Genomic DNA, 25637 nt, shown 5'->3' on the forward strand with positions numbered 1-25637 from the left:
CTCAATGTGGTTAAGGTAATCTTCTTAAAGAAGCAAGGAGGCTGGCATGGAACATATTCAAGATCAAGATATTGCTAAGTTAAAAGAATTACTCCGTCACACGGGTGAATTCATTGCCTACTTTGAGTTAGCCGAAACCAAAATGCTCGAATGGCGTCAAGATATCGAGCAGCAAACCCAAATTCAACAAAACAAAGCACAGCAGCAGTTACAAACGTTACACAATGAACTGGATGCCTTACAGGAGGTGCTAACACAAGCTGGCTTGGCCCGTTTTCGTTTGGCAGCTGAAAAAATTCTAAAACAAGAGGAAGAGCACGTTAACAATTTGCAAAAAATAAGTTCTCAGTTGTTAGACGATGCGAATAGTAAACAACAAGAATTAACCAAACTGTTAGAAAAAGGCTTAATTCAGATTGAGCAGTATGCTACTCGTGCTATAGAGCGCTTAGATGAGCATTTCGCTCAGTATGATGTGCATCATTTTCGTCGCATTGCTAGCGAAAGCTGTGAGCACGTGGAGAGAGCAGCCAATAATGCTGTCACAAAAAGCCAAGGCTTTCTGGGCAGATTTCAGTGGCGTGTAGCCATCCTGACGGTGATCACCACCTTAATCACTGCATTTGCAGTTGGTTTTTATGTGAGCGATGAGCTCCCATGGGAGATCCACCAACATGCTATTAGTGAGCGCGAAGCTGGAAAAGTACTGCTAAAAGCATGGCCCATGTTAACTCAGGAAGAAAAAGCTAAAATTTTAAATAACCAAAGAGGACATAAAGTCTGATAGATATGTTAGTTCTCTACTTAATGCTCTTCATTTTAACCATTTTTACTGGCATTCAATGGATGCAACAACGATCAATTAAGCGCTGGAAAAAAGACCTAAATTTAGAGCAGCACTTTGCAATATATCGAAGCCTTTACGCAGATGTTGATGGTTTTACATTATCTCGTGCTGCAAGAATGAACCATGACTCCATGGAATATGTTTATGGCGAAATCGAATTTGAATCATTTATTGCTTTACTAGCATTATGCCATCCTAATCCCTCCACTATTTTTTATGATCTAGGTAGTGGTGTAGGTAAAGCAGTTATTGCTTGCGCTCTCGTGTTTGATGTGAAAAAAAGTTGCGGCATTGAAATTTTACCCGCTCTCCATGAGTGTGCACTCATGCAACAGCAACGCTTAGGAAAACTACCAGCGTATGAGGAGAAAGCCTCTCATATTGAATTTAAACTGGGCGATCTTTTAAAAGCGCAATTTCGCGATGCATCTCTGATTTTCATCAATGCGACAGCCTTTTTTGGCGAAAGCTGGCTAAGTATAAGCCAACATATGGAGCAAATAAATCCCGGCGCGTTGGTCATTTCTACGAGTAAAGCCCTGCGATCAAATTTATTTAAGATATCTAAGGTCACTGAGGTTGCAATGAGCTGGGGTATTGTTCGGGCTTTTATTCAGGAGCGTCAATCCCCAAGCAAGAATCAGGAGGATATTTATACCCAATAACCTCAAAATGATATTGCATTAGAGACAAAAATGTTGTTACAGTTAATTGATAACATTGAATAATTTCTTTTCGAGTCTATACTAAAAGCAAGAAGGTCAGCACCTGATGTGTCCTGGTGATGACGCCCCTAAAAACGCGGCTAACCGAGGTGGGTATGATTAAATCGCAACTCATTGCAAACCTTGCTGCCAAAATGACACATCTGCCTGAGAAGCAAGTCACAGACAGCATAAATCGCATTTTAGACTTAATGAGCCAAGCGCTCATTGATGGTCAGCGCATTGAAATAAGAGGCTTTGGAAGTTTTTCTCTTCATTATCGACCGCCTCGCAATGCTCATAACCCTAAAACCGGTGAAAAGGTCGTCACCCATGCAAAATACAGCCCTCACTTCAAACCGGGGAAGGAGTTGAGAGAGCGGGTGGATGCCTCACGCGCCAAAGTAAAGCTACAAAAACAAGACGCGAAAGACAGGGATTAAAGCTTCGGAGCAGATTCATATAGGGCTAGCATGAATCATCATTTCATTTTTTGCTCTTATCAAAATTGTAAGTAATAGTTCTTTATGTGCGCGGCAACGTTACTCCTTTTTGTCCTTGATATTTGCCACCCCTATCGCGATAGGAAACAGCACACACTTCTTCAGATTGAAGAAATATCATTTGAGCAACACCTTCATTAGCATAAATCTTAGCAGGAAGTGGCGTCGTATTAGAAAACTCCAAAGTCACGTGCCCTTCCCACTCTGGTTCAAGAGGGGTCACATTAACAATGATGCCACAACGTGCATAAGTGGATTTACCCAAGCAGATCGTTAAGACATTTCGAGGGATACGAAAATATTCTACCGTGCGCGCCAAAGCAAACGAGTTTGGAGGAATAATGCAAACATCAGATTGAACATCAACAAAACTGCTTGCATCAAATGCCTTCGGATCGACAATTGCAGAATTGATATTGGTAAAAATTTTAAACTCATTAGCGCAGCGCACATCATAGCCATAACTGGAGACACCATAAGAAATAATGCGCCCATTGCCAGTCTCCCGCACCTGCTCGCGCTGAAAAGGAGAGATCATGCCATGTTCCAAAGCCATTTTTTCTATCCAACGATCTGATCTTATCGACATAGGTTAACCCTTTCTGCAAAAAGAATTGTTCTACCATAAACCGAAGAATAGTGAAAGTTAATCTTATCTTAATTCGCTATACTCTTGATAATCGCAAAATGAGTGAGGATAACTATGCCCGTTCAAACCCAAAGCTATACTATCCCCGCCAAGTCTCGCTCGCTCATCGTTTGTGCAGGCACTGTAACTTGCCGAAATGTGAGTGAGATGGGCTCAGGTTTCACTGTCTTTAAGACTTATTTTAATCAACATAAACACGTTAATGGGAAGGGAACCTGGGAAGATGCATTGAATGGTTTATTAGCAAAATTTCACAGAATAGAACAAGAAATGCCTTCCTATGTACGTCTAGCTGAGCAAGATGGTTACATTGGAGGGGTGGGGACTGTTCCTGTAAGAGGAGCAAAGGGCTTAACTTTCAAAGAATTTAGTAACGACAAGGAAAGAGAACAAGCTTTCATTGGACAATATAAAAAAGCCGTTCGGGACGCCATAGCGGATGCCAAAGAATTACAGCGCCCACTCTATATCCAACCTTTGGGTATTGGCGTGTATGGCTGGGATCCTGAATTAGCAGCAACGCTGTTTGCTGAAACAATAAGAGACGCCGATCCAAATAATGAAGTCGATATTACTATTCCCATATTTGGTGAAAACTCCAAACGCTTTGAAGCAGCGTTACACCAAGCGTTGAAAACATCGGCTTCGTAACGAATGGTCCCATTCCCCTAACAATCGACTTCGAAGAGCCATGATTCTTTCGTAGCCTGGTTGTGCAAGCAACCAGACTACTGACTACTACGGTTGATAAATGTTACTGCTTGATTCCGTCTTCGTCTCAGGTTGCGGAGTTTTCCAGAAAGGGGTTACCGCACTGAGTATCTTTTCTTCATTCTTGACTTGCATCTTATGTGCAGCCTTGTATTCCTCCATGCTTTGTCCTGTTTGCTCCTGGAATTGTTTAACAAAGTCAGAGGCAGGCATCATCTGTGCGGCTATCTCAGTAATGTAGACTAAATGACTTCTCATAAGTGTCTCATTCTTGCCAAAATCATGCGTTAAGAAGAATGCTTCTATCTTTTCTCTAGCTAATTTAATTAACTCACTATCCTCAAAGGGTAACTGTTGGGCTAATTGAGGAAATTTCGTCTTAAAATCATTTCCATACAATTCATCCATCGCTTTTGCTTTAGTGTTTACCGAAATAGCACCAATTTGCATCATGTCATCAATTATTTCCGGAAGGGATTGTTCTGCATCATGACGAAACTTTTCTACATGAGGAGCTAATAAGGTCGGAGAAAGCTTCAGTGAGTGTGCCAAACTATTGAGCATTACGTTCAACGAAACTCGATAACTACTTATTGTCAATTCGCGCATAGGTATTGACGTGGATTTTTGTTTTTCTTCTTTTATATAGGCAAAGGCGGCTGTCACCATAGCCGAGTTCACATCATTTAATAAAACATCATCGACCTGCTTCTCATTCAGCTCGCCTAATTGTTTGTCGGCCAAAAGATCTTGCACAAGTTGTTTACGCTGTGATTCCCATTTACCAAAAGTACTCACTTTAAATTGTCCCATTTACTTCTCCATTTATTTCCATAAAAATCAAGAGAATACGTCTTGCTTCTTGCCGAAGCAAGACGTTATCATTGGTGTGTTTCTTGGGAAATAAATGATCGGAACACGTCATCCATTACTTGCTTTTTAACTTGCAAAGCAATTCCCCGAGTTCCATTGGCATAGGAAATATAATGGTCGAAGCATTATTGGTTGCTAAGGTTGACAAGGTTTGCAAATAGCGCAATTGCATGGATTGCGGCTGTTGCGCAAGAACCTGAGCAGCTTGTAGCAGTTTTTCGGAGGCCTGTAACTCACCCTCTGCATGAATCACCTTAGCTCGTCTATCTCGCTCTGCCTCAGCCTGTTTAGCAATAGCACGAATCATGCTCTCATCCAAATCCACATGCTTGATTTCTACATTTGAAACTTTAATACCCCAGCCATCCGTTTGTGCATCCAATATTTTTTGGATATCACTATTTAATTGCTCTCTTTCAGCCAACATTTCATCCAATTCGTGCTGGCCCAGCACAGAGCGTAGGGTCGTTTGTGCAAGTTGACTGGTTGCTTCAAAATAATTCTCAACTTGGATAATAGCACTTTGAGGTTCCACGACACGGAAGTATAATACGGCATTCACGCGAACCGATACGTTGTCTCTCGAAATAACATCTTGGCTTGGTACATCCATAACAACGGTCCGCAAATCAACCCTTACCATTTGTTGGAGCACAGGGATAACAACAATCAACCCTGGTCCTTTGACCCGCCAAAATCGCCCAAGGAAAAAAATTACCCCACGCTCATATTCCCTTAAAACACGCAGCGCAGACATTAGGAAGATGATAAGGACAATGATAAAGAAACCCATAAACGAAAACATAGTTATCTCCTTATATGCCTTTCGGCTATTTAACTTGTGAAGTGCCCACTCCGTTTTTTTCATTATTTGTTTCTTCTACTTCCAGTTGTAAACCATTGGTGGCTACTACCTTGATTCGCTTATTCGTCGCAATAGGTTGCCGGGCGTGCACCGCCCAGATTTCTCCTTTGATTACTGCTTGTCCCTGAAGATTAATGGGCCCTAAGGTCCTACCTTCCGCACCAAGTAACGTACCTACTCCATGTTGCAGCTTTCGTTTTCTGGATTTAACGGTCATTATGACAAGAGCTAATAAAATAAGAAGATTGGCAGCTGCCATAGCCAAAATGGCTGACCAAGCAATTTGAAAACTGGCATGTTCGGCATCGATAAGCAAAATTGAACCAACAATAAATGCAACAGTGCCACCAAAACCTAGAGCACCAAAACTTGGCGCAAACGCTTCGGCAATGATGAAAATAAAACCTAAAATAATCAAACCAAGACCAGCATAACTAATAGGCAGCAATTGCAAAGCATAAAGGGCTATTAGAATAGAAATCGCACCAATAACACCTGGAAGCACAAAACCAGGATTTACTAACTCAAAGAAAATACCATATATACCCAAGAGCAACAGCAAATAAGCAACCGTTGGATCAGTAATCACTTGTAAAAATCTCATCCGCCAACCTGGGGTCACTTCCTCTATTGCAGATTTTTTGGTATCTAGTTGAATTTTTTGTCCATCCTGCATAACCATCATTCCATGAAGTTGCTGTAAAAGATCCTCGCGATTTTTGGCGATGATGTTGATAACTCCTGCTTTTAGTGCCTCTGTCGCAGTTAAGGTTGCTGCATCAGTAATTGCTTTCTCTGCAAATTTCACATCCCGACCACGCAATTGTGCCAGTGCGCGAATATAGGCAACCGCATCACTTGTTACCTTTTTTTCCATAGAGGATTTATCTTCTTTCTTACTCTCTTTTTCCATGCCCTCCATTAAACTTACAGGACTAGCAGCCCCCAGATGAGTCCCTGGGGCCATTGCTGCAACTGTGCTGGCATAAACTAAAAAAGTGCCTGCACTTGCAGCACGAGCACCATTCGGAGCAACATAAGTCACTATTGGAACTTTGGAAGATAATATTGCTTGTACAATCAAGCGTGTGGATTTATCAAGCCCACCAGGTGTATCAATAACAATGAGAATGAGACTAGCATTCTGAGCATTAGCAATACTTCTGGAAATATGATCAGCTGTTGCAGGTCCAATTGCTCCTTTGATTTGTAATTCAACTATTTTGCTCGCAAACACTGCAGGCAGCATAATGAGGTTTAAAATGATGAATAATACTATTCTTTGCCACACGATAATGGGCGGATAATGGTTAAGAGAGTCACTAGAGAAAGGAGCAAAACAGATAGTAGCCAGAGTTTTTTTAAAATCGTTCACACCTGCTATGGCATGTAAGGTTCCCATAAAACATCCTGATTATTGTCCTTATTAGGATAAGCATAGCAGCATTTCTTTAGAAGTTATGTAGTAAAAATTGAATGACGCTTATCTTCTCCCAAAGAAGAGTTATTTCGAAACCATAGTAAGGAATCTCCTGCCACAAAAGCTAGTACAGTGGCTGTCTAATTCTGACAGGTGACGATCTTAAACGAGGGGTGGCGCGGAAGGAGGGCTCCTACCGCGCGCAGCCTTCGAGCACGGTGGGGATACCTGCAGCGACAAGACCCCGAGGAGAGGAATCCTCCTTAAAGAACGATTAAAAAGAAGCTTTTTCACCTGTCAGAATTAGGTGACCACTGTACTAGATTAGAAATAAACCCCTATTTGAGCAATCAATGAATCAGACGATCTACCGGTTCCTACCGTATTTTGGTTAAGAACACCAACTGGAGCAGCACCATTCGCAAAATTATTGGCGCTAAAATCAATGTCATGACGGTATTCTAGACTCTCTACAGTGTCTTTCCATAAGGAGATATTGAAAACTCCACTAATGCGCCTCTTAGGCAAATTTAAAGCCAGCGTTTCTTTCGACCATTGATAACCTAAAGCTAAAGAAGCCGGTTTAGAGAAAGCCATAAAGGTGACACCTGCCTCTAATTGAGCCGCTCGCGGTTTAGCGCCTCGTCCATTAAAACTTAAGTCTTGCGGACGAAACGCACTTGTAGCCCCCACCCATTCAGCGGTTAAGTTATAACGATCAAAATTGATGGTGCCATGAACACCAGCACCTGACACCTTACGTATAGCTTCATTACCATTCGTCGGTGAACCGAAGCCTCCAAAAGTGGTTCCTGGAGGAGAGCCGTTATCTTGCATGCCCGCTGAGTCTGCTATGTTCCCGATGTAACTTGCACCCACTTCGCCGCGAAGATCACCTGATTTTATGGTGTACCCCAAATTCACACCGCCGACTCCTGAACGACCAAGCGTGGTATCAGATCGATATCCATACACAGCGGCAAAAGGCCCAGGCTCCGTCTGCGATTTATAACCAAAAATCACAGGCCTAGATTTAGTTCTCGCTAATGCTAAAGTTATAGGTGAGCTAACCATGGCACTGGAATATCTGCCATAGGGCACAAAAAGTTGTCCGGCAGTAAAGTAAAAAGGCGTAACGTCCAAATTGCCGACGTTAACAAAACCCTGATTAAGGAAAAACGTGGAATTGGATAAACGCGGTCCTCCTATTGGCGGAGGACTCTCATCATAAGCAAGAGACATGAAAGCTTCGACATTATCATTCATGAGTGCAGCGACATCTAGCTCACTTGATCCTAAAGTCAAATCAGCTGTTGAATTGCCGAAATAGCTGCGACTAATATCCGCGACTGGTTCTGTTTTTCCGCTTAAGGCAATGATGGGTACGTTAGGTGTTGGATAACCGATACGTTCATAGGCTTGATAAACGCGTCGTCGTTGCTCCATCAAGCGAATGTCGCGGTTAATACTGGAAATGTTAACAATATAATCAGAGCCATCGAATGCAGGCCTGTCTCCGGTATAAGGCGCAGTAACTACTGGCGTTCCTGCGATATAGGTGACTACTTTATTATCAGCAATTAGGGCGGTGGGGAAAAAGCTAGTTGAATGAGGGTCTCCATCGACTGTGTGCACTTGGACTGGCGCGCTGCGAAATTGTCCTGTCACCGGTCGCGACCTCAAAGCTCGTTCTTTTGCTCCCGTAGATTTTGTCTTACTTTTTGATTTTGCAGGTTTTTTACTGCTAATGTTCTTAGCAACAGCCACTGATTTCTTATGCGAGTTTTCAGTGGACTGAGTTACCAATTGTTTTTGTAGATGATTTAATTGGGCTTGTAATGCTTGCGTTTGTTCCTGTAACTGCTTAATTTCTTTTTGTAATTCTGCAGTGTTAGCCGCAAATAGAGGTCCTGAAATTGCCGCAATGGCTATAATTAGTGCTTTCTGTCTCACAAGAGGAACTCCTGACTGTTTTTTTTGCTTCCTGGTTATTTATCGGGGAGGATTATATCCTGCAAAAGACGAAGTGGCCAGTGTTTGCTCATCTTTTTTAATACAGGAGCAAGACAATTCCTACATAGTTTAGTTTTTGGAGAAGAATAGGGGTCTAAAATGAAAAAAGCCCATAAGAGGGCTTTCTAATTTTATTTTTCTTTATAGAGATTAAGAATTATTAAGCATAACCAACCCACTTAACACCTAAATAAGGACCATAGAGTCCGAAGTCAACGTTTTCTAGAGTATTAATAGGGAAACCCGTAACCTGCAAGACATTAAAATAATTAAGAACTTGATAACCACCTTCAATATTGAAAACCCCTTGAGCAAATTCGTGAGCATAATTGAGCCCTAATTTAGCTTCTAGACTAGGAACAATTGATTTTTTGCTAGCATAGATATTTATTGGTACTAACCCGCTGGGTGCGAAGATGAGATTATTATTAAGACGACTAGAACCATACAAAATAGAACCAGCGGTATTAGCAGTGATGCTAAAACCATGAGCGAGATCATAAGCGTAATCAATCCCCACTACAGGTCCTACGCCATTAAAATCTGTATCACGGCTTATCGTAAAACCATCAGGCGCCAGGAATGGCACTGGGATTGAAAATACATGATCTCTATCGATACGAACTCTTGCATACTGTAATCCCGCATAGAAACGAGCATTTTTCAGCAAGCCCATATCCACATGTTGCCCCATAACTAAATTGACTTGATCAAATCGTTCATCGTGAGAGATATTAAAGGGTATAAGCAACGTACCCGTAAACGGTGTAAATCCAGCATAACCAGAACTGTCAAATTCATTATCGTAATGTAGCCAGGTTATTGTAATATCATTACCTGTATTAAAATGATAAGAGCCTTCTAGACGATATCCCCAATCCCAATCATTCTCTATGTCTCTTATGGTTCCAATTGGGTGGAATGTATAGCCGTGATGAAGGCCGTACACTGGCTCTAAGTAGAGCGCCTGCACCCCGATGTCCCATTTTTTCACTTCACAAGGCACAGTCACATCTCCAGGAACACAAGTAGGCCCCATAGTACCTGCTGACACTAAACTACTTGCCATCAAGCTGAGAATAGCAAAGGTTGCTTTTTTCAACATTTGATCACTCCATCTATCAAAAAAAAGCCCATCAACAAGGATGGGCTTTAGTAAGACATGTCAGGTTTGACGATTAAACGTTACCAACCCACTTCAAACCAGCATATGGACCTTGGAGAGCGAAGTTAGATTCGCGAGCACCACCGGCAACATGGATAAGATGGTTAGCATTGAAGTAGTTAACAAACATCCAACCTGCATCCAAGCTCAAGTCACCTTGTGCCATAGCATAAGTGTACTTAGCACCTAACTTAACTTCCAACTCGGGAACGATAGTGGTTTTTGAACCACTGGTAGTAACAATTGTATTTCCGAATGCCACAGGTACATAAGTTGTAGTAGTGAAATCAGCATCACCAACCAGGATAGCGGTCGCACCGTTTCCGTAGATGGCAAAACCATTACCGAAGTTGTAGGTCATGTCTAAACCAATACGAGGACCAACACCATCCCACTCGCTATCAACTTGAGTAGAGAAGGGGAAGAATGGACTGCTGACGAATCCAGAGGCCAGGATATCATGCTTGATACGAGCATACTGAAGACCGGCATGGAAACGAATATCTTTGAATTCACCGAAGTCAACATGCTGACCAAATTCAAAGTTTACAGCATCCCACTCAGGTTCGAATTGGAAAGCACCAAAAAGCGGTCCAAAGAAGGCAACTGGATCAAAGAAATGACCATTCAAATTATGATGATCGTCATCACCTTCCCAATGATACCAGTTGATGTTGATATCGTTACCAGTGCTGAAGTGGTAAGAACCTTCTAACTTAAAGCCCCACTCCCAATCAGGATCAAGGTCGTGATGGTATTGTGAGAAACCAAAAGCATCTGTGGTGTGGAAAAGGTAACCATAATCTACATCATAAGATGGTTGAAGGTACAATGCATAGACACCAAAGTCCCAAGCCGTTCTTTCGCAAGGAACGGTAACAGGACCAGGAGTACAAACAGGGCCCATGGTTCCAGCAAATACTGCACTGCTACCTAAAGCAAGAACAGCTACCGCTGTTTTTTTCAGATTTAACATGCTTAATCTCCACTTTTTTATTATTAATTTCCCGTTTAGCCGTCAAACCACAACATGGTATTGACTATAGTACGCAATCATCGCTCTAATCCGAGAACGTACATGGTCAGATTATCAGGCGCTACTTTACCAAAGTCAACACTATTTCCACAAAAATTCTCTATAAATTCGATAATTTAGTTGGTCTAATGAACAATAATGTCTCTTTTATAATCACCTCAATTAATTTGTCGCCATTTGCTTTACCGACAAAGTTAATTAGACATTGTTCTTCTTATTTTAAAGATTCTTATGCATCTCAGACCAAAGATTTTTAGTTCTATAAAAATTGCTCTTCTATAGCATTAAATCTTTCGAATCAATAGGTTGGCTAAATTTTCCTTGCAATGTAACAGATAAAGGGCAAGCGATGCAATCCTTTTTAATTTTATTTTCAACGATTTGATTGAGCATTTCATGTTATGCTTCAAATATTGGCAATTACATTGGATTTTTATCTTGAAGTCTATAACGATTACACGTCCAGATGACTGGCATGTGCATCTTCGCGATGAACCATTTCTTAAAGATACCGCGCCTGCAACTGCTAAACATTTTGCGCGAGCTCTTGTCATGCCGAATCTCAAGCCTGCCTTAACTACAATAGAAGCAATTGTAGACTATCGTCGTCGGATATTGGCACATTTGCCTGATGCTACTCAATTTTCTCCCTTCATGACATTTTATCTTAATGACACGGTAAGTACTGCCGATTTGCAAAAAATAAAGCTCTATCCTTATATATTAGGCGCCAAGCTATATCCCGCAGGTGCAACGACGAATTCTGAAGAAGGTGTTGTCTCTTTACGAGCGCTCTACCCCTTCTTCGAAATCATGCAGACTGACAATTTAGTCCTGCAAATTCACGGAGAAGTCACACATGGAGATATTTTTTATCGTGAGACGGAGTTCATTCGTAATGAGTTAACTCGTCTAATCCATGACTTTCCTAAACTTCGTATCGTCCTGGAGCATATCTCTACAGAAGCTGCTGTTGATTTCATTAATGAAGCACCGGATACCGTGGCAGCTACAATCACTCCACATCATTTAATATATAACCGTAACCAACTTTTAGCTGGAGGGATTAAACCACATTATTATTGTCTACCCATCTTAAAGCGTGAGAGTGATCAAAAAGCACTACAGCAAGCAGCAACCAGCGGTAATCCCAAATTTTTTGCCGGTACAGATAGCGCCCCCCATGCAATAAACACCAAAGAATCAGCCTGTGGATGTGCCGGTATCTTCTCAGCGCCCTATGCAGTTGCTTGTTATGCACAAGTCTTTGAGCAATTAAATCAGTTGAGCAAATTGGAGGCTTTTTTAAGTCATTTTGGTGCGCAATTTTATCAATTACCAATGAATAAAAATGAATTGACGTTAGAAAAAAAACCGCAATGCATTCCAGCGATATTACCCTTCGGGAATGAGCAAGTTGTCCCCATTGGAGCTGGTGAGACTTTACAATGGAGTATTCATGAATCCACGTGATAGTATTTTTTGTAAGGAACTAAAAGATAGATTCCGTGGATTTTTACCCGTTGTGGTTGATATAGAAACGGCTGGCATAGATCCTCTAAAGAACGCGTTACTGGAAATTTGTATTGTCCTGCTTGAGGTAGATGCACAAGGTCAATTTACACCACAAGCAACATACTTTGAACATGTCTTACCCTTTGAAGGTGCAGAGCTTGATGCTAAGTCACTAGAATTCATTCAAGTCGACCCCTATCAACCACTAAGGTTTGCCCTTGATGAAAAACAGGCTCTCAAAAACCTATTTGCGCCCATAAATAAGGCCTTAAAAGAGCTAAGATGTCAAAAGGCGGTTCTCGTTGGCCATAATGCCTGGTTTGATTTACTTTTTATTAAAGAAGCGGTCAAACGAACTGGGTTGCGCTCCCCATTTCATTCGTTTACTTGCTTTGACACAGCAACGCTTGCGGGAGTTATGTATGGTCAAACTGTGCTCTCCAAGGCAGTAAAAGCTGCGGGTATTGATTTCGATAGCAGCGAAGCACATTCAGCGATCTACGATGCAAAGAAAACAGCAGAACTATTTTGCGCCATGCTTAATGCTTGGCGCAAAACTCAAGAGGGGTCTTTATAAATCTTCGGAATGAGTAGCAAGATATTCTGCCACTCCTTTAGGAGACGCTTTCATGCCAGCTTTTCCTTTTTGCCAACCAGCAGGACAAACCTCACCCTTTTCTTCGAAGAATTGTACAGCATCAACAATACGCAGTATCTCATCAACATTACGACCAATCGGTAAATCATTAACGATCTGAGAACGAACAATACCGTTTTTATCAATAATAAAGGCCCCACGAAATGCAACACCTGCCACAGGGTGCTCCACACCATAAGATTGGCAAATGGTATGGCTGATATCAGCGGCCATGGTAAAGTCAACATGACCAATACCACCTTCCTTGACTGGCGTATTGCGGTAAGCATTATGTGTAAATTGCGAATCGATAGACACCGCAACGACTTCAACGCCACGATCCCTAAACTCTCCCATGCGATGATGAAGAGCAATCAGTTCTGAAGGGCATACAAAGGTAAAATCCAAAGGATAGAAAAACACTACGCCATACTTCCCCTTTAAAGAATCATGCAAATTGTATTTGTCAGTAATTTCACCATTGCCCAAGACCGCAGGAACAGTAAAATCAGGGGCTTTGCGTCCGACTAAAACACTCATCTATTTCTCCTTGATAGCGCAGTAAAATGCGCAGAATGATTAACGTTACAGGGCAACTGCCTCGCGCAGTAAGGATTCTAACTCACCCTGTTCATAGAGCTCAGCAATGATATCAGAACCACCGATTAATTCCCCTTTTACATACAACTGTGGGAAAGTAGGCCAATCAGCATATTGGGGCAATGTCTGACGAATATCGGGATTAGCCAGAACATCCACATATGCAAAATTGACACCGCAAGCATCAATACATTGCACAGCTCGTGCTGAAAAACCACATTGAGGCATTTTAGGAGTACCCTTCATGTATAATAAGATTGCATTTTCAGCAATTTGTTGTTTGATTTTATCAATTGTATCCACTGGGTCACCTATAAAAAAGTCAAAAAAAATATAATAAAAACCAGTTTTTAATTATGGCGAAAATAAGATCAATTCGCAACTAGCGTTAGGCTTTGTAACGAGTGCATCGATCAATTCCAAGAATGGAATTAAAAGAAAAACCACTCCTATAAAAAATAGTACAAAAATTGGCCGCGACACAATAAAACAACATTGAATATGTTTGCCGTCCTGCTAAACTTAGCATTCACACAAATTGAGAGGATATAAAATGGCATTTACACTACCACCGCTACCTTATGCAAAGAATGCTTTGGCGCCTCATATTTCCGAAGAAACCTTAGAATATCATTATGGGAAACACCATAACGCCTACGTTACTAATCTTAACAAGCTCATTGTAGGCACAGAATATGAAAATCTTGGGCTGGAAGACATCATTAAAAAGTCATCTGGCGGTCTGTTTAATAACGCTGCGCAAACATGGAACCACACCTTTTATTGGCATTGCTTAAGTCCTAATGGTGGTGATGAACCCACAGGTAAGCTTGCTGATGCGATTACTAAACACTTCGGCTCATTTGATAAATTTAAAGAAGAATTTTCTCAAGTAGCAGCCACGACCTTTGGATCCGGATGGGCTTGGCTAGTTCAGGACAAACAAGGCGCACTCAAAATTACGAACACTGGCAATGCCGGCACCCCTATGACTGAGGACTTGCAAGCATTATTAACCTGCGATGTCTGGGAGCATGCTTATTACATTGACTACCGCAACGCTCGTCCCGACTACATTAAAGCCTTTTGGCATCTAGTCAATTGGGATTTTGTAAGCAGTAATATGCGTTAGAGGGGCTGTTGACATTTCGCCAGCTTGAGCCAAAATGGCTTGATTGTCGAGCACCGCAACGCAGCATACATAACAGTATGTGAGTAGCGGAGCACAGAAAATCAAGCCATTTTGGCCAAGATGGTAGAAATGTCAACAGACCAAGGAGTTCTTATGGCACTAATCACGAGTTACAACCCTTTACCGATTAACTTTACGCATGGTAAAGGCGTTTGGTTATACGATGCTCAAGGTAACGCTTATCTGGATGCGTTGAGCGGCATTGCCGTTTGCGGATTGGGTCATGTGCATCCAGACGTAACTCGTACCATCCAGGAACAAGCTGCCAAATTGCTGCATACGTCTAATGCCTACCATATCAACGAACAAGAGATGCTTGCTGAAAGGCTAACATCCCTGACTGGCACAAAACAGGCTTTTTTCGCCAATTCAGGTGCAGAGGCTAATGAAGCTGCCATCAAGCTCACTCGCCTTTTTGGTCACAAAAAAGACATTGAAACGCCTTCCATTATCGTTATGGAGCGAGCCTTTCATGGTCGCACCATGGCCACGCTCACAGCATCGGGTAGCCGAAAAGTCCAAGCTGGGTTTGAACCTTTTGTACCCGGTTTTATTCGTGCCCCATTTAATGATATTGATGCCATTCATACCATTGCTGCTAACCGTGATGACGTAGTAGCTGTCATGCTTGAACCCATTCAGGGGGAGGGCGGCATTTATCCTGCCGAAGATTCTTATCTGCGTGCGGTCGCAGATTTATGCAAAAAACACGATTGGCTACTCATTTTAGATGAAATTCAAACGGGTAATGGTCGCACTGGGAAATACTTTTCATTTATGCACACTGGGATCCAACCTGACATCATTACAACTGCCAAAGGTTTAGGCAATGGCATTCCCATTAGTGTTTGCTTGATGAGTGAAAAAGCCTGTGATTTATTTAAACCTGGAAATCATGGCTCTACGTTCGGAGGAAACCCCTTCGCTTGCGCTACAGCACTCACCGTCATGGATGTGATTGAACGTGACAAATTATGTGACTTGGTCACCCACAATAGTGTTATCCTCAAAGAAAAACTCATGCTCGAACTAGGAGAACACCCGAGCGTCCGCGCTATTAGGGGTAAAGGTTACATGATGGGTATTGAACTGGATAGACCTGCTACCGATGCCAGGATGATAGGTCTTAAAAACGGCATTTTATTTAACGTAACTGCCGATACCGTAGTTAGACTTCTGCCTCCATTGATCATTAATGAGGAAGAAATTAATGAGTTGGTTTTAAGGCTTACAAAAACAATCATGGAATTTGTCAACAAACAATGAGCACACAAACCCAAACGATTGTGATTCGTGATTTGGACAAAGAAGACATTGTAATTGCGACTACAATCTTAACACAAGCTTTTGCGCAAGATCCTGTGATGCAATGGATTTGTGGTGATCGTTACCCACAGGTCGCACCGGCCTTGTTTGAGGCTATTACTCGCTACTGCATGCTTTATGGTAAAGCCTTTTGTACCTCCAAAATGGAGTCTGTTGCCTTACGAAAATTACCCTTTGATACAAAATTTTCCTGGTGGAAAGCCTTTCGCGCTGGTTATTTAGCGTTGCCTAAACGGATGGGAAATGAAGCCTTTAAACGATTAATGCTCTTCGATGATCTAACGCAAAAAGAGCGCAAAAAACAAATGGGCAACAATTCTTATTGGTATTGTTGGTGTCTTGCAACCCGCCCTGAAAAACAAGGCAAAGGTTTTGGCACAGCGTTAATACAGCATACATTTAATTTAGCCGCAGAGACAGGTTTTCCCTGCTATTTGGAAACAGCAGTCCGCAAAAACCAAACATTATATGAAAAGAACGGCTATGTAAAAGTCTCAGAGTTTAATTTACCAGATAGCGAGGTAGTGATTATTTCCATGCTTAGGGAATAATTAGGGGCAGATATGAAGGTACTTATTTCAGGAGCAGGGATAGCGGGGCTGACTGTTGCCTATTGGCTGAAACGCTATGGATTTACACCAACAATAGTAGAACGAGCGCCTGCACTACTGACAGGTGGCTATAAGATTGATGTGCGCGGAACCGCTCTGCAGGTTTTGCGGCGTATGGGTATTTATGATGCTATTGTTGCATCAGGCACTAACATGCAAGGAGCTCTACTCGTCAATAAAGAAGGAAAAATCATTCATGAAATGAGTGGTGATGAATTTGGACATCGAGTAGGTGACGACGTGGAGATTATTCGCGGTGTCTTGTGTCAAATTTTGATGGAGCAAGTTCCTGATGTAGAATTTATTTTTGGCGATTCCGTAAAAAATATATCCCCATCCTCTAAGGGAGTACAAATCGACTTTCAAAACAATAAATCTCGTGAGTTTGATTTAGTCATTGGTGCCGATGGGCTTCACTCAAATGTACGGCGACTCGCGTTTGGTGACGAAACGTCCTTTCTTCACAATCTCGGTCTTTATCTATGTGTTTTTACTGTTCCAAATTATTTGAACTTAGACAGAATAGAAATGCAATACACTGAATTGGGCAAAGTAGCTGCTGTCTGGAGTGCTCGTGGAGAACCTAATATGAAAGCTTGTTTTGGGTTTGCTGCTCCGTCCACCCTGATTGATCTACACAATAAAGCGCAGCAGCAACAAGTACTCAGAACCATTTACCAGGGGATTGGTTGGGAAGTCCCTCAATTTCTCCAGATGATGCCAGATTCGCCTGATTTTTATTTTGATACCGCAGCTCAAATTTACATGGATCATTGGTCACAAGGACGGGTATCCTTAGTGGGAGATGCTGCCTATTGCGCCTCTCCCATGTCTGGACAGGGTACCAGTTTAGCGCTCATTGGGGCTTATGTATTAGCAGGAGAATTAGCTGCGGCAAAAGGAGCCTATCAAACTGCGTTTGACCAATATGAGAAACAAATGCGCTCACTTGTTAAAGTCAATCAGGAATTAGGGATTAGAGCTGCAAAATTAATGCGATCGCAAGAAAAGAGTAATTTACTTGCTTGGTTACTCAAGCAGTTAATGCAAATTGTACCTGGTCGCCTGACAAAATTTTTTATTAATCGCGCAACCCGTCGTATCAATCAAGCCGCTAATTTCATTAGCCTAAAAGATTATTAAGGGTTGGGATAGATTTGACCACGGATCGCTGCCTAATCACCTCGTACAAACATACCCCGGTGGCGACAGAAACATTTAAGCTTTCCACACTACCCAACATGGGCAGAGCAAATAAGCCATCACAATGTTCGCGCGTCAAGCGGCGCAAGCCTTCACCCTCTGCTCCCATTGCCAAAGCAAGTGACATTGTGGCATCCATATTATAAAGACTGTCACTAACTTCTCCTGCAGCACCATAAATCCATACACCCTCTTGCTTAATCATTTCCATTGCCCTAACAAGATTGGTTACTCTCACAAGAGGAATGGATTCCGCAGCCCCGCAAGCCACTTTACTCACTACTGGTGTAATGTTCGCACTTCTGTCTTTTGGGATAATCACAAAGTCAACCCCAGTGGCATCCGCCGTACGTAAACAAGCCCCCAAATTGTGCGGGTCGGTTACCCCATCAAGAATTAAAATTAGAGCTGGTTTTTTTGTTACTGCGAGTAACGTTAATAAATCAGCCTCACCGTAACTAGGCAAGTTACCCGCACAAGCCACCACTCCTTGATGCGTGAAATCAGAGAAACGCTGATTCATTTTTTGATGAGTTAATTTCTCTATTGGAATATTTTTTTGCAGAGCTAAATCGATAAGTCTTTGGAGCTTTTGATCTAAACGATCCTGGCTAACGTAGATTTTTTTGGTAGGTCTATGTGGACTATTTAGCAGGGCATGGACTGCGTGGAGACCGTATACATATTGTTCACTCATTGATGGGTTCCATTTTCCGCAGGCTCAAAATCAATTTTACGTTCATCTAAATCAACACGAGCAACCATAACAGACATCTTGTCTCCCAGTCGATAAACCTGTCCGCCTCGCTCACCAACCAAACGATGCTTAACTGCATCGAAAGCATAATAGTCATTTCTAAGCGAGGTGATATGCACCAAACCTTCGACATAAATGTCGTCCAACTCCACAAAAATACCAAAACCAGTTACAGCCGAAATGGTACCCTGGAATATCTGGCCCAATTTATCTTGCATGTATTCACATTTAAGCCAGGAGATCACCTCCCGTGTTGCTTCATCCGCTCGTCTTTCAGTAGCTGAGCAATGTTTACCCAGACGACTCATTTCTTCATCGCTATAGGAGAAATTGTCCACATCCTGATTGTCAATTAAATGGCAAACAGCACGATGAATGAGAAGATCTGGGTAACGACGAATAGGGGAGGTAAAATGCGTGTAAGCTGAATAGGCTAAACCAAAATGTCCATCGTTTTTTTCTATATATTGTGCCTGTTTTAGTGAACGCAACATCACTGTTTCAATTAAATGTCTTTCTGCTCTATCTTTTATCTCAGCCATGGTTTTTTGAAAATCTTTGGGGTGAGGCTTCTTACCTCCTCCCAGTCTTAAACCCAGTTCGCCAAGAAATAGCCGAAGTGCATTAATCTTATCTTCATCAGGCAGCGCATGAACGCGGTAGAGTGTTGGAATTTTAGAACGCTCTAAAAATCTCGCAGTCGCCACGTTTGCAGCCAACATACATTCTTCAATGAGACGATGGGCGTCATTGCGTATCACCGGTACAACGCGCTTTATCTTTCTATTTTCATCAAACTCAATGCAGGTTTCTGTCGTATCAAAATCAATAGCGCCACGATCTTTTCGGGCTTTTAGAAGCGTATTATATAGAGAATACAGTGCGTCAAGTGCAGGCCACAATGCTTCATGCTCACCTTCGATATGACTTTGCGATAACCATTTCGCAACCTGAGTATATGTAAGACGTGCATGGGAATGGAACACGGCACGATAAAATCGTGAACGGGTGATTTTACCCTCCTCAGAGATAGTCATTTCTGCCACGATGCATAGCCTGTCTACATGAGGGTTTAAAGAACAGATACCATTGGAAAGTGCCTCAGGTAACATTGGCACAACCTGGCCAGGAAAGTACACGGAGTTACCTCGTTTAGCTGCCTCCTTATCAAGAGCGGAATCCGCTTTTACATAGTGACTAACATCAGCTATTGCCACATACAGTTGATATCCTCCCTTGGGTTTTTTATAACAATAAACGGCATCGTCAAAGTCCTTGGCATCTTCACCATCAATGGTTACAAAGGGTAGGCTTCGCAGGTCGGTGCGACCCACTAAATCTTCTTCCAGAACACGCTGTGGAATTTTAGCGACCTCAGCCAAGACGTCTTCTGGCCATTCAGCAGGGATAGCATGGGCGAAGATAGCTACCTCTATCTCCATCCCAGGAGCCATGTGATCGCCTAAGATATGGATAACCTTGCCGATAGCCTGATTTCGTTTCGTGGGGAATGCCAAGATTTCAACTAAAACCATCTGCCCATTTTTTGCATTAACAGAAAACTCAAGCGGGACTGAAATATCTTGGGTTAAGCGCTTATTATCCGGGATAACAAAGCCTACACCGTGCTCAGTGAAGAAACGACCTACAACTGTCTGATTGGCATGTTCAAGAACTTCGTGAATTTTTCCTTCCGGTCTTCCTCGTCTATCAAATCCTGTTTGGTATGCAAGTACTAAATCACCGTGCATGACCGTTTGCATTTCCTTGGCAGACAAAACCATATCTTCTGTGCCATCCTCGGGAATAAAAAAACCGAAGCCCTCAGGATGTCCTTGTACAGTACCTCGTTGTAAGTTGATACGCCCTAATAAACAAAAACGCCCGCGCCGATCCTGCATAATCTGACCATCACGTACCATGGCTTTCAAACGAAAACCCAAAGCTTCTTGCTCAGCGCCAGGACTAACATCCAATTTCGTTATCAATTGATTACGTGACATTGGTCGACCATATTCGTTAAGTACCTGGATGATTAACTCACGACTAGGTATAGGCATGTCATATTTTTCTTTTTCCCTTTGATAAAAAGGATCCTTTGATTTCTTACTCACATTCACCACATAATTATCTACTATTATTGTCAGTCTACCACTTATTGCGATGAGTCGGGTAATTCAAATCCACGTCCACCTAAATATTCTGTCAACGCTTGCAGACTCATATCCTCACCGGCCCAAAAAGTTCCAGACGTTTGCGCAGGCATCGTCACAGACCAGCGGCATACAGAAATAACTCCGGCACAAGGCACTTGCTGCTCATGACCAGGCTTTGATTCAATGCAACTGATTTCAAATGATTCTTTGTCTAATGCCAATGCCGACCAATGACCTGCCTGCAGACGACTACTCCATCCAGCACTTGCACTTGGTTCTGAGACGGGATGAGTAATCCATAGATCACTTTTTGATAAGTTATGAATTAAAATTAAAAGCGGTTTTTTGGCGGATAACATAACAGACTCTTCTTTTACCGCGACCGGTTTACAGGAAGCAGGTGCGGGAGTGTCAGCGTTCACTATAGCTGCGCCTAACATGAGCACAATAAAAAAACCAAATTTCATCATCACCTCCGATCACTTAAAAATCCGCATAGGCTCTAACTTGGCAAAGCCTACTCAGTAAAGTACTCTTTAATATAAAGAGTAAAGGATTTAACTATGAGATGGATTATTTTATTCATGGCTGTACTTTTTTTTCCAGCATTACATGCAAAGTCTATCCTGATAGGAACGCTCCCTTATGCTCCTCCTTTTGCAATGGCTGCTGATAGTAAAGAAGATTTTTTTGGCTTTGATATTGAGTTGATGAATGAAATTTGTACTCGTATTAAAATAACGTGCAAATTTAAACCCTTAAAAGTTCCAGAGCTATTTAGCGAACTCCTGGAAGGGAAGATCGATTTAGCGATGGCTGCGATTAGCATTACCGAATCAAGGCAAGACGATTTTTTGTTTAGCCTCCCCTATCTCACGAGCAACGCTCAATTTCTCACCAATAGTGGTTCTGAGCTCAATAGCATTGAAGACATTCGCAACAAAAAAGTTGGTATAGAGAAAGGAACCCTTTTTAAAATGGTTGTACTAGAACAATTTAGTAATGAGGCACAAATTATTGAGTACCCCAGCATTGATGAGGCTTTCAAAGGGTTAACCAATAATGAAGTTGATATCTTAATCATGGATGCGGGAGCAGCCAAGTATTGGGCAGCTACTGCTACTCCAGACTTTAAACTGGTCGGGGATAAGATCCCTGTTGGCGTAGGTTATGGCATCATGGCCAATAAAAAATCACAAGCACTGATTGATCAAATTAACAAAGCGCTCATGGACATGGAAGCAGATGGTACTTATTTAAAAATTTATAAACGTTATTTTACGCTATTGTCATTTTTAAAAATGAAACAAATGATGAGCAATAAAACCTACCCAGAAGAATTGTTAACGCATTAAAATTCCCTTGCTAAGCACTCCAAAATTCTTTACTTTCTAAGGCCTTAAAATCTGCCTTACTATCATGGAGTGATAATGAAAAAATGTCTTTCAGCGATGTTCACTAGCCTTTGTATTGCGAGTGTCGCGTCAGCCGGCACCACGGGAGAAGAATCGATTTGTACCTCTTCTCTTTGCGCCTTTGATAACCCTGGAGGGTTCTATATTAGTGGTGCGGCATTATATGTGCGTCCTAGTGAAACAGGCATAGGCTTAGCAACCGATAGTTGGCAATATGCTCTCCCGGGGGGCAATGTGCGTTCTGTTAGTAAACCTTTTGACCCGGAGCATGAATGGGAAGGAAGTGTAACACTTGGTTATGATTTCCCCATGACGGCTAATCATATCGAAATGAGCTATCTTCGTTTAGATAACAATACCCATGTAGTGAATGACACTGAGGATGCACCAATTTCTTTTAGTAGTATCTTTTTTCCAAATATTTTGATTCCACTCACCCCTGGCGCGATCTTGGTTAGTGATACGCAACTTCACTATGAACTTAACCAAGTAGACTTAAAAGTAGGCCGCTTATACCGAGATACTGCTGGTAATTTTAATATCCGACCCTCACTTGGAGCACGCTACATCAGCTTAGATCATCATCAGACCTTTATTACCTCTGGAAATGTTATCAGTGAATATGATGGGGTTGGTCCTTTGTTTAGCTTGGAGGGACGATATGGTCTTAGCAAAGGGTTTGGTTTGGTTGGTTATTTCGATTACGCACTTATTGTGGGCCAAATAAACGCTCATTCTCATGTGACAGTTCTTGGCACTGATTTTAGTTTCACATCACCAAAGAGAGATCGTATTGTTAATAACTTAACTGGTAAACTGGGTATCAATTACCACTACATCTTCACTAATCTATCTACATTAACACTCGAGGCGGGCTATCAGGTAAGCGAATATATTAATGCGATGGATATGATCAGAGGCGACATAGGGGTTAGGCAGAAGATTGCAGGACTTGAAACAACCAGTTTTGGTTTTCGTGGTCCTTACGTCAGTTTAAGTTGGCATGCATACCCAGCATAAATTTTATCTATACTTTACAAAATCCATGGTCATTTTTCTCGGTGTATTCGAGGACAGTTTATGGTCAAAATTCGACGGAATAAATTAAGAGCATTGCTGTTTTTTATTTTTCTTCCCCTGATTGTTTATGCTGACGATGTTGCCAATGGTCCTGAAGAATTCAACATGAGAGAGTGTATTAAAGAGAGCATAGCGGATTGCATTGAAGCAGCATGTATTCAAGGAGCACCTACAAATTGTCAAGAACAATGCCAAATTGATGCCATGAATAAATGCAAGGAAATTGCCAAGCAAACATTATAACTCGATCCTCAAGTTTTTAATTTGACAAATAAAAAACCGAATTACCGTGGCTTGACCATGGTATCCAGCGATCTTCAAGAAACCATGGATACCGTGGTCAAGCCACGGTAATTCGATGCTCTAAAAGTCAAACAATAAAAACTTGAAGATCGAATGTAACCATTTGATTTTATTAAAATTACATTGACTAATATGAAACCACTTCCACCCAAGACTCAAACCCGAAAAATTATTCATATCGATATGGATTGTTTTTATGCGGCGATTGAGATTCGCGATAATCCATCCTTGGCGGATAAACCCGTTGCCGTAGGTGGCAAGCGAGGCGTGCTTTGTACTTGCAACTATATTGCAAGGGAATATGGGGTTCATTCTGCCATGCCAACAGCACTTGCTCACCGTCATTGCCCCAATCTTATTGTACTTCCAGTCGATATGCCCAAATACCGTCAAAGTTCGCAAGCTATTCATGCCATTTTCAAGGAATTTACTGAATTGGTTGAGCCATTATCTCTAGATGAAGCCTTTCTAGACGTCACCGATTGCACGATGCATCGAGGCAGTGCTACCTGGATAGCGGAGGCCATTCGTAATAAGATTTGGCAGACTGAACGGTTAACTGCTTCGGCAGGTGTAGCCCCCAATAAATTTTTGGCGAAGATCGCCTCCGGCTGGAAAAAACCAAATGGCTTATTTGTGATACGCCCCGAACAAGCCCTTGCTTTCATCAGCCAATTGCCGGTGACTAAATTGCATGGGGTAGGGAAAGTTACTGCCAAAAAACTGCACCAATTGCAGTTGCATACCGGAGCCGACATTCAAAAAATGGCCTTACAAGAATTAATAAATCATTTTGGTAAATTAGGCGAGCATCTCTATTACCAATCGCTGGGAATTGATAATCGACCTGTAGAACCCAATCGGGAGCGCAAATCTTTAAGTGTTGAGACAACATTGTCTAAGAACATTAGTGATATAGCGCAGGCAACACCAATCATCAATACGCTCTATGAAAGGCTTGTACAACGGCTCCAAAGCTCAGCACCTAATCTATTAATCAAAAATCAATATGTTAAGCTCAAATTTCATGACTTCCAACTTGTCACCGCTGAGACGAAGAGCTCACAACCTGAATTAAGTAAATTTCATGAACTCTTTCATAAACTTAAAAGCAACAGCCAAAAGTCCATTCGCTTACTCGGTCTAGGTGTTCATTTTTTATCAGAAGAAAAAACTGGCTCCTATATTCAACAATCCTTGTTTTAAGATTCCCTCACTTCTTCAGTTCAAGAAATACATCCTTAGCCGCCAAAATTGCATTTGTAGCTGCAGGAAATCCACAGTAGGCAATCATTTGAGTAATGATTTCCACAATCTCCTCTTGTGTTGCCCCACAATTTAAGCCCGCACGCACATGCACCTTCAATTGGGGAATCGCAAATCCTTGTACAGTCAGAGCAGCAATCGTAGCAAGCTCCCGCGTTTTTTGATCCAGTGCACTTTCATGGCCATACAGATCCCCAAATGGAAACTCAACATTCACCTTGGCAAATAAAGGAGCCACTTGTTCTATTTGTTTGATATATTCCTCTGCAGCAGCCCCCAAATGCTCTCGCATAACTTTCAGACCTTTCTCATAACGATTCATTTCGTTCTCCTATTTAAGAAGTAATGCTGAATGGTCCTGTACCTAGAAGCATAAAGAAAAAGGAGACAGCCGCAATGACATAGTTTTTTTGTGCAGAAGTGCTATGTCCAACCACACCAAGTACCTTTGCTTCTGAGAAAAGCGCTTGATCCTTGCTGGATGCCTCATCAGATATCTTCAAGGCAGCAAGATTATGAACACAGGCATAATGTGCGGCCACCCCAAGTAATGAATAGAACAAGGCGATCAAACCACCAATATGTCCATAGATGCCAAATAATATGGAGATGCTAATAACGACCATAGCAACAATCATCAGCACCGCCTGTATGGCCGGGTAAGCAGGATAAATCAAAGTGGCTGTTTGTTTTGCGGAAGGCCAATCTTGCAGAAATCCATAAATGGGATATAAGAAAAACCCGGCAAATACAACCCGCAGAACCAACCAGGCTATTATCTCCGTCATCT

Annotated in this window: 28 protein-coding genes; 14 read left to right on the forward strand and 14 right to left on the reverse strand. The window is 41.9% G+C overall.

What is annotated here, in order from left to right; translation table 11 throughout:
* Positions 1-46 precede the first annotated feature (46 nt).
* From CKV79_RS12930 to CKV79_RS12940, 3 genes are all read left to right on the forward strand, one after another.
* Complete coding sequence (locus CKV79_RS12930; protein WP_028372815.1) at positions 47-784, forward strand: hypothetical protein; 738 nt, start codon at positions 47-49, stop codon at positions 782-784.
* A gap of 5 nt (positions 785-789) precedes the next feature.
* Positions 790-1512 (forward strand): class I SAM-dependent methyltransferase, encoded by a 723-nt coding sequence (locus CKV79_RS12935; protein WP_051546112.1) that lies wholly within the window; start codon positions 790-792, stop codon positions 1510-1512.
* Between the two features lie 155 nt (positions 1513-1667).
* The gene (locus CKV79_RS12940; protein WP_028372816.1) at positions 1668-1994 is read left to right on the forward strand and encodes an integration host factor subunit beta; all 327 of its coding nucleotides are present in this window, start codon (positions 1668-1670) and stop codon (positions 1992-1994) included.
* 82 nt (positions 1995-2076) lie between these two features.
* Here the strand turns inward: CKV79_RS12940 and dcd are convergent, their stop codons facing one another.
* Positions 2077-2643, reverse strand: coding sequence for a dCTP deaminase (gene dcd, locus CKV79_RS12945; protein ID WP_028372817.1), 567 nt, complete (start codon positions 2641-2643; stop codon positions 2077-2079).
* A gap of 114 nt (positions 2644-2757) precedes the next feature.
* On the opposite strand from dcd, the gene CKV79_RS12950 reads away from it, so the two are divergent.
* Positions 2758-3354 carry a macro domain-containing protein gene (locus CKV79_RS12950; protein WP_028372818.1) on the forward strand — a complete coding sequence of 199 codons (597 nt, stop codon included), beginning with the start codon at positions 2758-2760 and terminating at the stop codon, positions 3352-3354.
* Positions 3355-3441: 87 nt separating this feature from the next.
* Here the strand turns inward: CKV79_RS12950 and CKV79_RS12955 are convergent, their stop codons facing one another.
* From CKV79_RS12955 to CKV79_RS12980, 6 genes are all read right to left on the reverse strand, one after another.
* Positions 3442-4227 (reverse strand): hypothetical protein, encoded by a 786-nt coding sequence (locus CKV79_RS12955; RefSeq protein ID WP_028372819.1) that lies wholly within the window; start codon positions 4225-4227, stop codon positions 3442-3444.
* A 115-nt stretch (positions 4228-4342) separates the two neighbouring features.
* The gene (locus CKV79_RS12960; RefSeq protein ID WP_408606908.1) at positions 4343-5092 is read right to left on the reverse strand and encodes a slipin family protein; all 750 of its coding nucleotides are present in this window, start codon (positions 5090-5092) and stop codon (positions 4343-4345) included.
* Between the two features lie 25 nt (positions 5093-5117).
* A complete protein-coding gene (locus CKV79_RS12965) occupies positions 5118-6401 on the reverse strand; it encodes an NfeD family protein (protein ID WP_035915211.1) in 1284 nt (427 codons plus the stop codon).
* Positions 6402-6896: 495 nt separating this feature from the next.
* A complete protein-coding gene (locus CKV79_RS12970) occupies positions 6897-8525 on the reverse strand; it encodes a FlxA-like family protein (protein WP_028372822.1) in 1629 nt (542 codons plus the stop codon).
* 220 nt (positions 8526-8745) lie between these two features.
* On the reverse strand, positions 8746-9690 hold the full coding sequence (locus tag CKV79_RS12975; RefSeq protein WP_028372823.1) for an Lpg1974 family pore-forming outer membrane protein: 945 nt from the start codon (positions 9688-9690) through the stop codon (positions 8746-8748).
* Between the two features lie 73 nt (positions 9691-9763).
* Entirely contained in the window at positions 9764-10726 is a 963-nt protein-coding gene (locus CKV79_RS12980; RefSeq protein ID WP_028372824.1) for an Lpg1974 family pore-forming outer membrane protein, read from the reverse strand.
* Between the two features lie 498 nt (positions 10727-11224).
* Between CKV79_RS12980 and pyrC the strand changes: the two genes are divergently transcribed.
* Positions 11225-12259 (forward strand): dihydroorotase, encoded by a 1035-nt coding sequence (gene pyrC / locus CKV79_RS12985; protein WP_028372825.1) that lies wholly within the window; start codon positions 11225-11227, stop codon positions 12257-12259.
* Positions 12246-12878, forward strand: coding sequence for a ribonuclease T (rnt, locus tag CKV79_RS12990; RefSeq protein WP_028372826.1), 633 nt, complete (start codon positions 12246-12248; stop codon positions 12876-12878). Before pyrC ends, rnt begins: the two co-directional genes overlap by 14 nt.
* On the opposite strand, the gene CKV79_RS12995 is transcribed toward rnt, so the two are convergent.
* Positions 12873-13478 carry a peroxiredoxin gene (locus CKV79_RS12995; RefSeq protein WP_028372827.1) on the reverse strand — a complete coding sequence of 202 codons (606 nt, stop codon included), beginning with the start codon at positions 13476-13478 and terminating at the stop codon, positions 12873-12875. The two genes, rnt and CKV79_RS12995, sit on opposite strands and share 6 nt — an antisense overlap.
* A gap of 45 nt (positions 13479-13523) precedes the next feature.
* Positions 13524-13841 (reverse strand): Grx4 family monothiol glutaredoxin, encoded by a 318-nt coding sequence (gene grxD / locus CKV79_RS13000; protein ID WP_028372828.1) that lies wholly within the window; start codon positions 13839-13841, stop codon positions 13524-13526.
* Between the two features lie 250 nt (positions 13842-14091).
* Here grxD and CKV79_RS13005 point away from each other — a divergent pair, with 250 nt between their 5' ends.
* From CKV79_RS13005 to CKV79_RS13020, 4 genes are all read left to right on the forward strand, one after another.
* A complete protein-coding gene (locus tag CKV79_RS13005; protein ID WP_028372829.1) occupies positions 14092-14670 on the forward strand; it encodes a superoxide dismutase in 579 nt (192 codons plus the stop codon).
* Positions 14671-14823: 153 nt separating this feature from the next.
* On the forward strand, positions 14824-15996 hold the full coding sequence (locus CKV79_RS13010) for an aspartate aminotransferase family protein (RefSeq protein ID WP_028372830.1): 1173 nt from the start codon (positions 14824-14826) through the stop codon (positions 15994-15996).
* Positions 15993-16607, forward strand: a complete 615-nt coding sequence (locus CKV79_RS13015; RefSeq protein ID WP_028372831.1) for a GNAT family N-acetyltransferase — start codon at positions 15993-15995, stop codon at positions 16605-16607. Before CKV79_RS13010 ends, CKV79_RS13015 begins: the two co-directional genes overlap by 4 nt.
* Positions 16608-16619: 12 nt before the next feature.
* Complete coding sequence (locus tag CKV79_RS13020; protein WP_028372832.1) at positions 16620-17810, forward strand: FAD-dependent monooxygenase; 1191 nt, start codon at positions 16620-16622, stop codon at positions 17808-17810.
* Here CKV79_RS13020 and rlmB read toward each other — a convergent pair.
* From rlmB to CKV79_RS13035, 3 genes are read right to left on the reverse strand one after another with little or no spacing between them, the layout of a single operon-like run.
* Positions 17791-18567: a 23S rRNA (guanosine(2251)-2'-O)-methyltransferase RlmB gene (rlmB, locus tag CKV79_RS13025; protein WP_035915187.1), complete on the reverse strand. Its 777-nt coding sequence runs from the start codon at positions 18565-18567 to the stop codon at positions 17791-17793. The two genes, CKV79_RS13020 and rlmB, sit on opposite strands and share 20 nt — an antisense overlap.
* Positions 18564-20741, reverse strand: coding sequence for a ribonuclease R (gene rnr / locus CKV79_RS13030; protein WP_028372833.1), 2178 nt, complete (start codon positions 20739-20741; stop codon positions 18564-18566). Before rnr ends, rlmB begins: the two co-directional genes overlap by 4 nt.
* A 41-nt stretch (positions 20742-20782) precedes the next feature.
* Positions 20783-21250, reverse strand: coding sequence for a hypothetical protein (locus CKV79_RS13035; RefSeq protein WP_028372834.1), 468 nt, complete (start codon positions 21248-21250; stop codon positions 20783-20785).
* A 96-nt stretch (positions 21251-21346) separates the two neighbouring features.
* Here CKV79_RS13035 and CKV79_RS13040 point away from each other — a divergent pair, with 96 nt between their 5' ends.
* From CKV79_RS13040 to dinB, 4 genes are all read left to right on the forward strand, one after another.
* Entirely contained in the window at positions 21347-22138 is a 792-nt protein-coding gene (locus CKV79_RS13040; RefSeq protein WP_051546114.1) for a transporter substrate-binding domain-containing protein, read from the forward strand.
* A 75-nt stretch (positions 22139-22213) separates the two neighbouring features.
* Positions 22214-23218 carry an Lpg1974 family pore-forming outer membrane protein gene (locus CKV79_RS13045; protein WP_035915190.1) on the forward strand — a complete coding sequence of 335 codons (1005 nt, stop codon included), beginning with the start codon at positions 22214-22216 and terminating at the stop codon, positions 23216-23218.
* A 60-nt stretch (positions 23219-23278) separates the two neighbouring features.
* Complete coding sequence (locus tag CKV79_RS13050; RefSeq protein WP_028372836.1) at positions 23279-23521, forward strand: hypothetical protein; 243 nt, start codon at positions 23279-23281, stop codon at positions 23519-23521.
* Between the two features lie 192 nt (positions 23522-23713).
* The gene (gene dinB / locus CKV79_RS13055; RefSeq protein WP_028372837.1) at positions 23714-24787 is read left to right on the forward strand and encodes a DNA polymerase IV; all 1074 of its coding nucleotides are present in this window, start codon (positions 23714-23716) and stop codon (positions 24785-24787) included.
* Positions 24788-24794: 7 nt separating this feature from the next.
* On the opposite strand, the gene CKV79_RS13060 is transcribed toward dinB, so the two are convergent.
* Entirely contained in the window at positions 24795-25169 is a 375-nt protein-coding gene (locus tag CKV79_RS13060; RefSeq protein WP_028372838.1) for a carboxymuconolactone decarboxylase family protein, read from the reverse strand.
* 13 nt (positions 25170-25182) lie between these two features.
* Entirely contained in the window at positions 25183-25635 is a 453-nt protein-coding gene (locus CKV79_RS13065; protein WP_028372839.1) for a hypothetical protein, read from the reverse strand.
* Positions 25636-25637 lie beyond the last annotated feature (2 nt).

It is taken from the genome of Legionella lansingensis (assembly GCF_900187355.1).
Classification (GTDB): domain Bacteria; phylum Pseudomonadota; class Gammaproteobacteria; order Legionellales; family Legionellaceae; genus Tatlockia; species Tatlockia lansingensis.

Excerpts from the sequence above, each read along its gene's own strand:
- CKV79_RS12980 (WP_028372824.1), bottom strand. The coding sequence starts at position 10,726 with ATGTTAAATCTGAAAAAAACAGCGGTAGCTGTTCTTGCTTTAGGTAGC.
- CKV79_RS13050 (WP_028372836.1), top strand. The coding sequence starts at position 23,279 with ATGGTCAAAATTCGACGGAATAAATTAAGAGCATTGCTGTTTTTTATT.
- rlmB (WP_035915187.1), bottom strand. The coding sequence starts at position 18,567 with ATGAGTGAACAATATGTATACGGTCTCCACGCAGTCCATGCCCTGCTA.
- CKV79_RS12965 (WP_035915211.1), bottom strand. The coding sequence starts at position 6,401 with ATGCTGCCTGCAGTGTTTGCGAGCAAAATAGTTGAATTACAAATCAAA.
- CKV79_RS13045 (WP_035915190.1), top strand. The coding sequence starts at position 22,214 with ATGAAAAAATGTCTTTCAGCGATGTTCACTAGCCTTTGTATTGCGAGT.
- CKV79_RS13020 (WP_028372832.1), top strand. The coding sequence starts at position 16,620 with ATGAAGGTACTTATTTCAGGAGCAGGGATAGCGGGGCTGACTGTTGCC.
- CKV79_RS13015 (WP_028372831.1), top strand. The coding sequence starts at position 15,993 with ATGAGCACACAAACCCAAACGATTGTGATTCGTGATTTGGACAAAGAA.
- CKV79_RS12935 (WP_051546112.1), top strand. The coding sequence starts at position 790 with ATGTTAGTTCTCTACTTAATGCTCTTCATTTTAACCATTTTTACTGGC.
- CKV79_RS13060 (WP_028372838.1), bottom strand. The coding sequence starts at position 25,169 with ATGAATCGTTATGAGAAAGGTCTGAAAGTTATGCGAGAGCATTTGGGG.
- CKV79_RS12955 (WP_028372819.1), bottom strand. The coding sequence starts at position 4,227 with ATGGGACAATTTAAAGTGAGTACTTTTGGTAAATGGGAATCACAGCGT.
- dinB (WP_028372837.1), top strand. The coding sequence starts at position 23,714 with ATGAAACCACTTCCACCCAAGACTCAAACCCGAAAAATTATTCATATC.
- CKV79_RS12950 (WP_028372818.1), top strand. The coding sequence starts at position 2,758 with ATGCCCGTTCAAACCCAAAGCTATACTATCCCCGCCAAGTCTCGCTCG.
- CKV79_RS13040 (WP_051546114.1), top strand. The coding sequence starts at position 21,347 with ATGAGATGGATTATTTTATTCATGGCTGTACTTTTTTTTCCAGCATTA.
- CKV79_RS12995 (WP_028372827.1), bottom strand. The coding sequence starts at position 13,478 with ATGAGTGTTTTAGTCGGACGCAAAGCCCCTGATTTTACTGTTCCTGCG.
- CKV79_RS13010 (WP_028372830.1), top strand. The coding sequence starts at position 14,824 with ATGGCACTAATCACGAGTTACAACCCTTTACCGATTAACTTTACGCAT.
- CKV79_RS13005 (WP_028372829.1), top strand. The coding sequence starts at position 14,092 with ATGGCATTTACACTACCACCGCTACCTTATGCAAAGAATGCTTTGGCG.
- CKV79_RS12975 (WP_028372823.1), bottom strand. The coding sequence starts at position 9,690 with ATGTTGAAAAAAGCAACCTTTGCTATTCTCAGCTTGATGGCAAGTAGT.
- CKV79_RS12930 (WP_028372815.1), top strand. The coding sequence starts at position 47 with ATGGAACATATTCAAGATCAAGATATTGCTAAGTTAAAAGAATTACTC.
- CKV79_RS12940 (WP_028372816.1), top strand. The coding sequence starts at position 1,668 with ATGATTAAATCGCAACTCATTGCAAACCTTGCTGCCAAAATGACACAT.
- CKV79_RS12960 (WP_408606908.1), bottom strand. The coding sequence starts at position 5,092 with ATGTTTTCGTTTATGGGTTTCTTTATCATTGTCCTTATCATCTTCCTA.
- dcd (WP_028372817.1), bottom strand. The coding sequence starts at position 2,643 with ATGTCGATAAGATCAGATCGTTGGATAGAAAAAATGGCTTTGGAACAT.
- CKV79_RS13035 (WP_028372834.1), bottom strand. The coding sequence starts at position 21,250 with ATGAAATTTGGTTTTTTTATTGTGCTCATGTTAGGCGCAGCTATAGTG.
- CKV79_RS13065 (WP_028372839.1), bottom strand. The coding sequence starts at position 25,635 with ATGACGGAGATAATAGCCTGGTTGGTTCTGCGGGTTGTATTTGCCGGG.
- rnt (WP_028372826.1), top strand. The coding sequence starts at position 12,246 with ATGAATCCACGTGATAGTATTTTTTGTAAGGAACTAAAAGATAGATTC.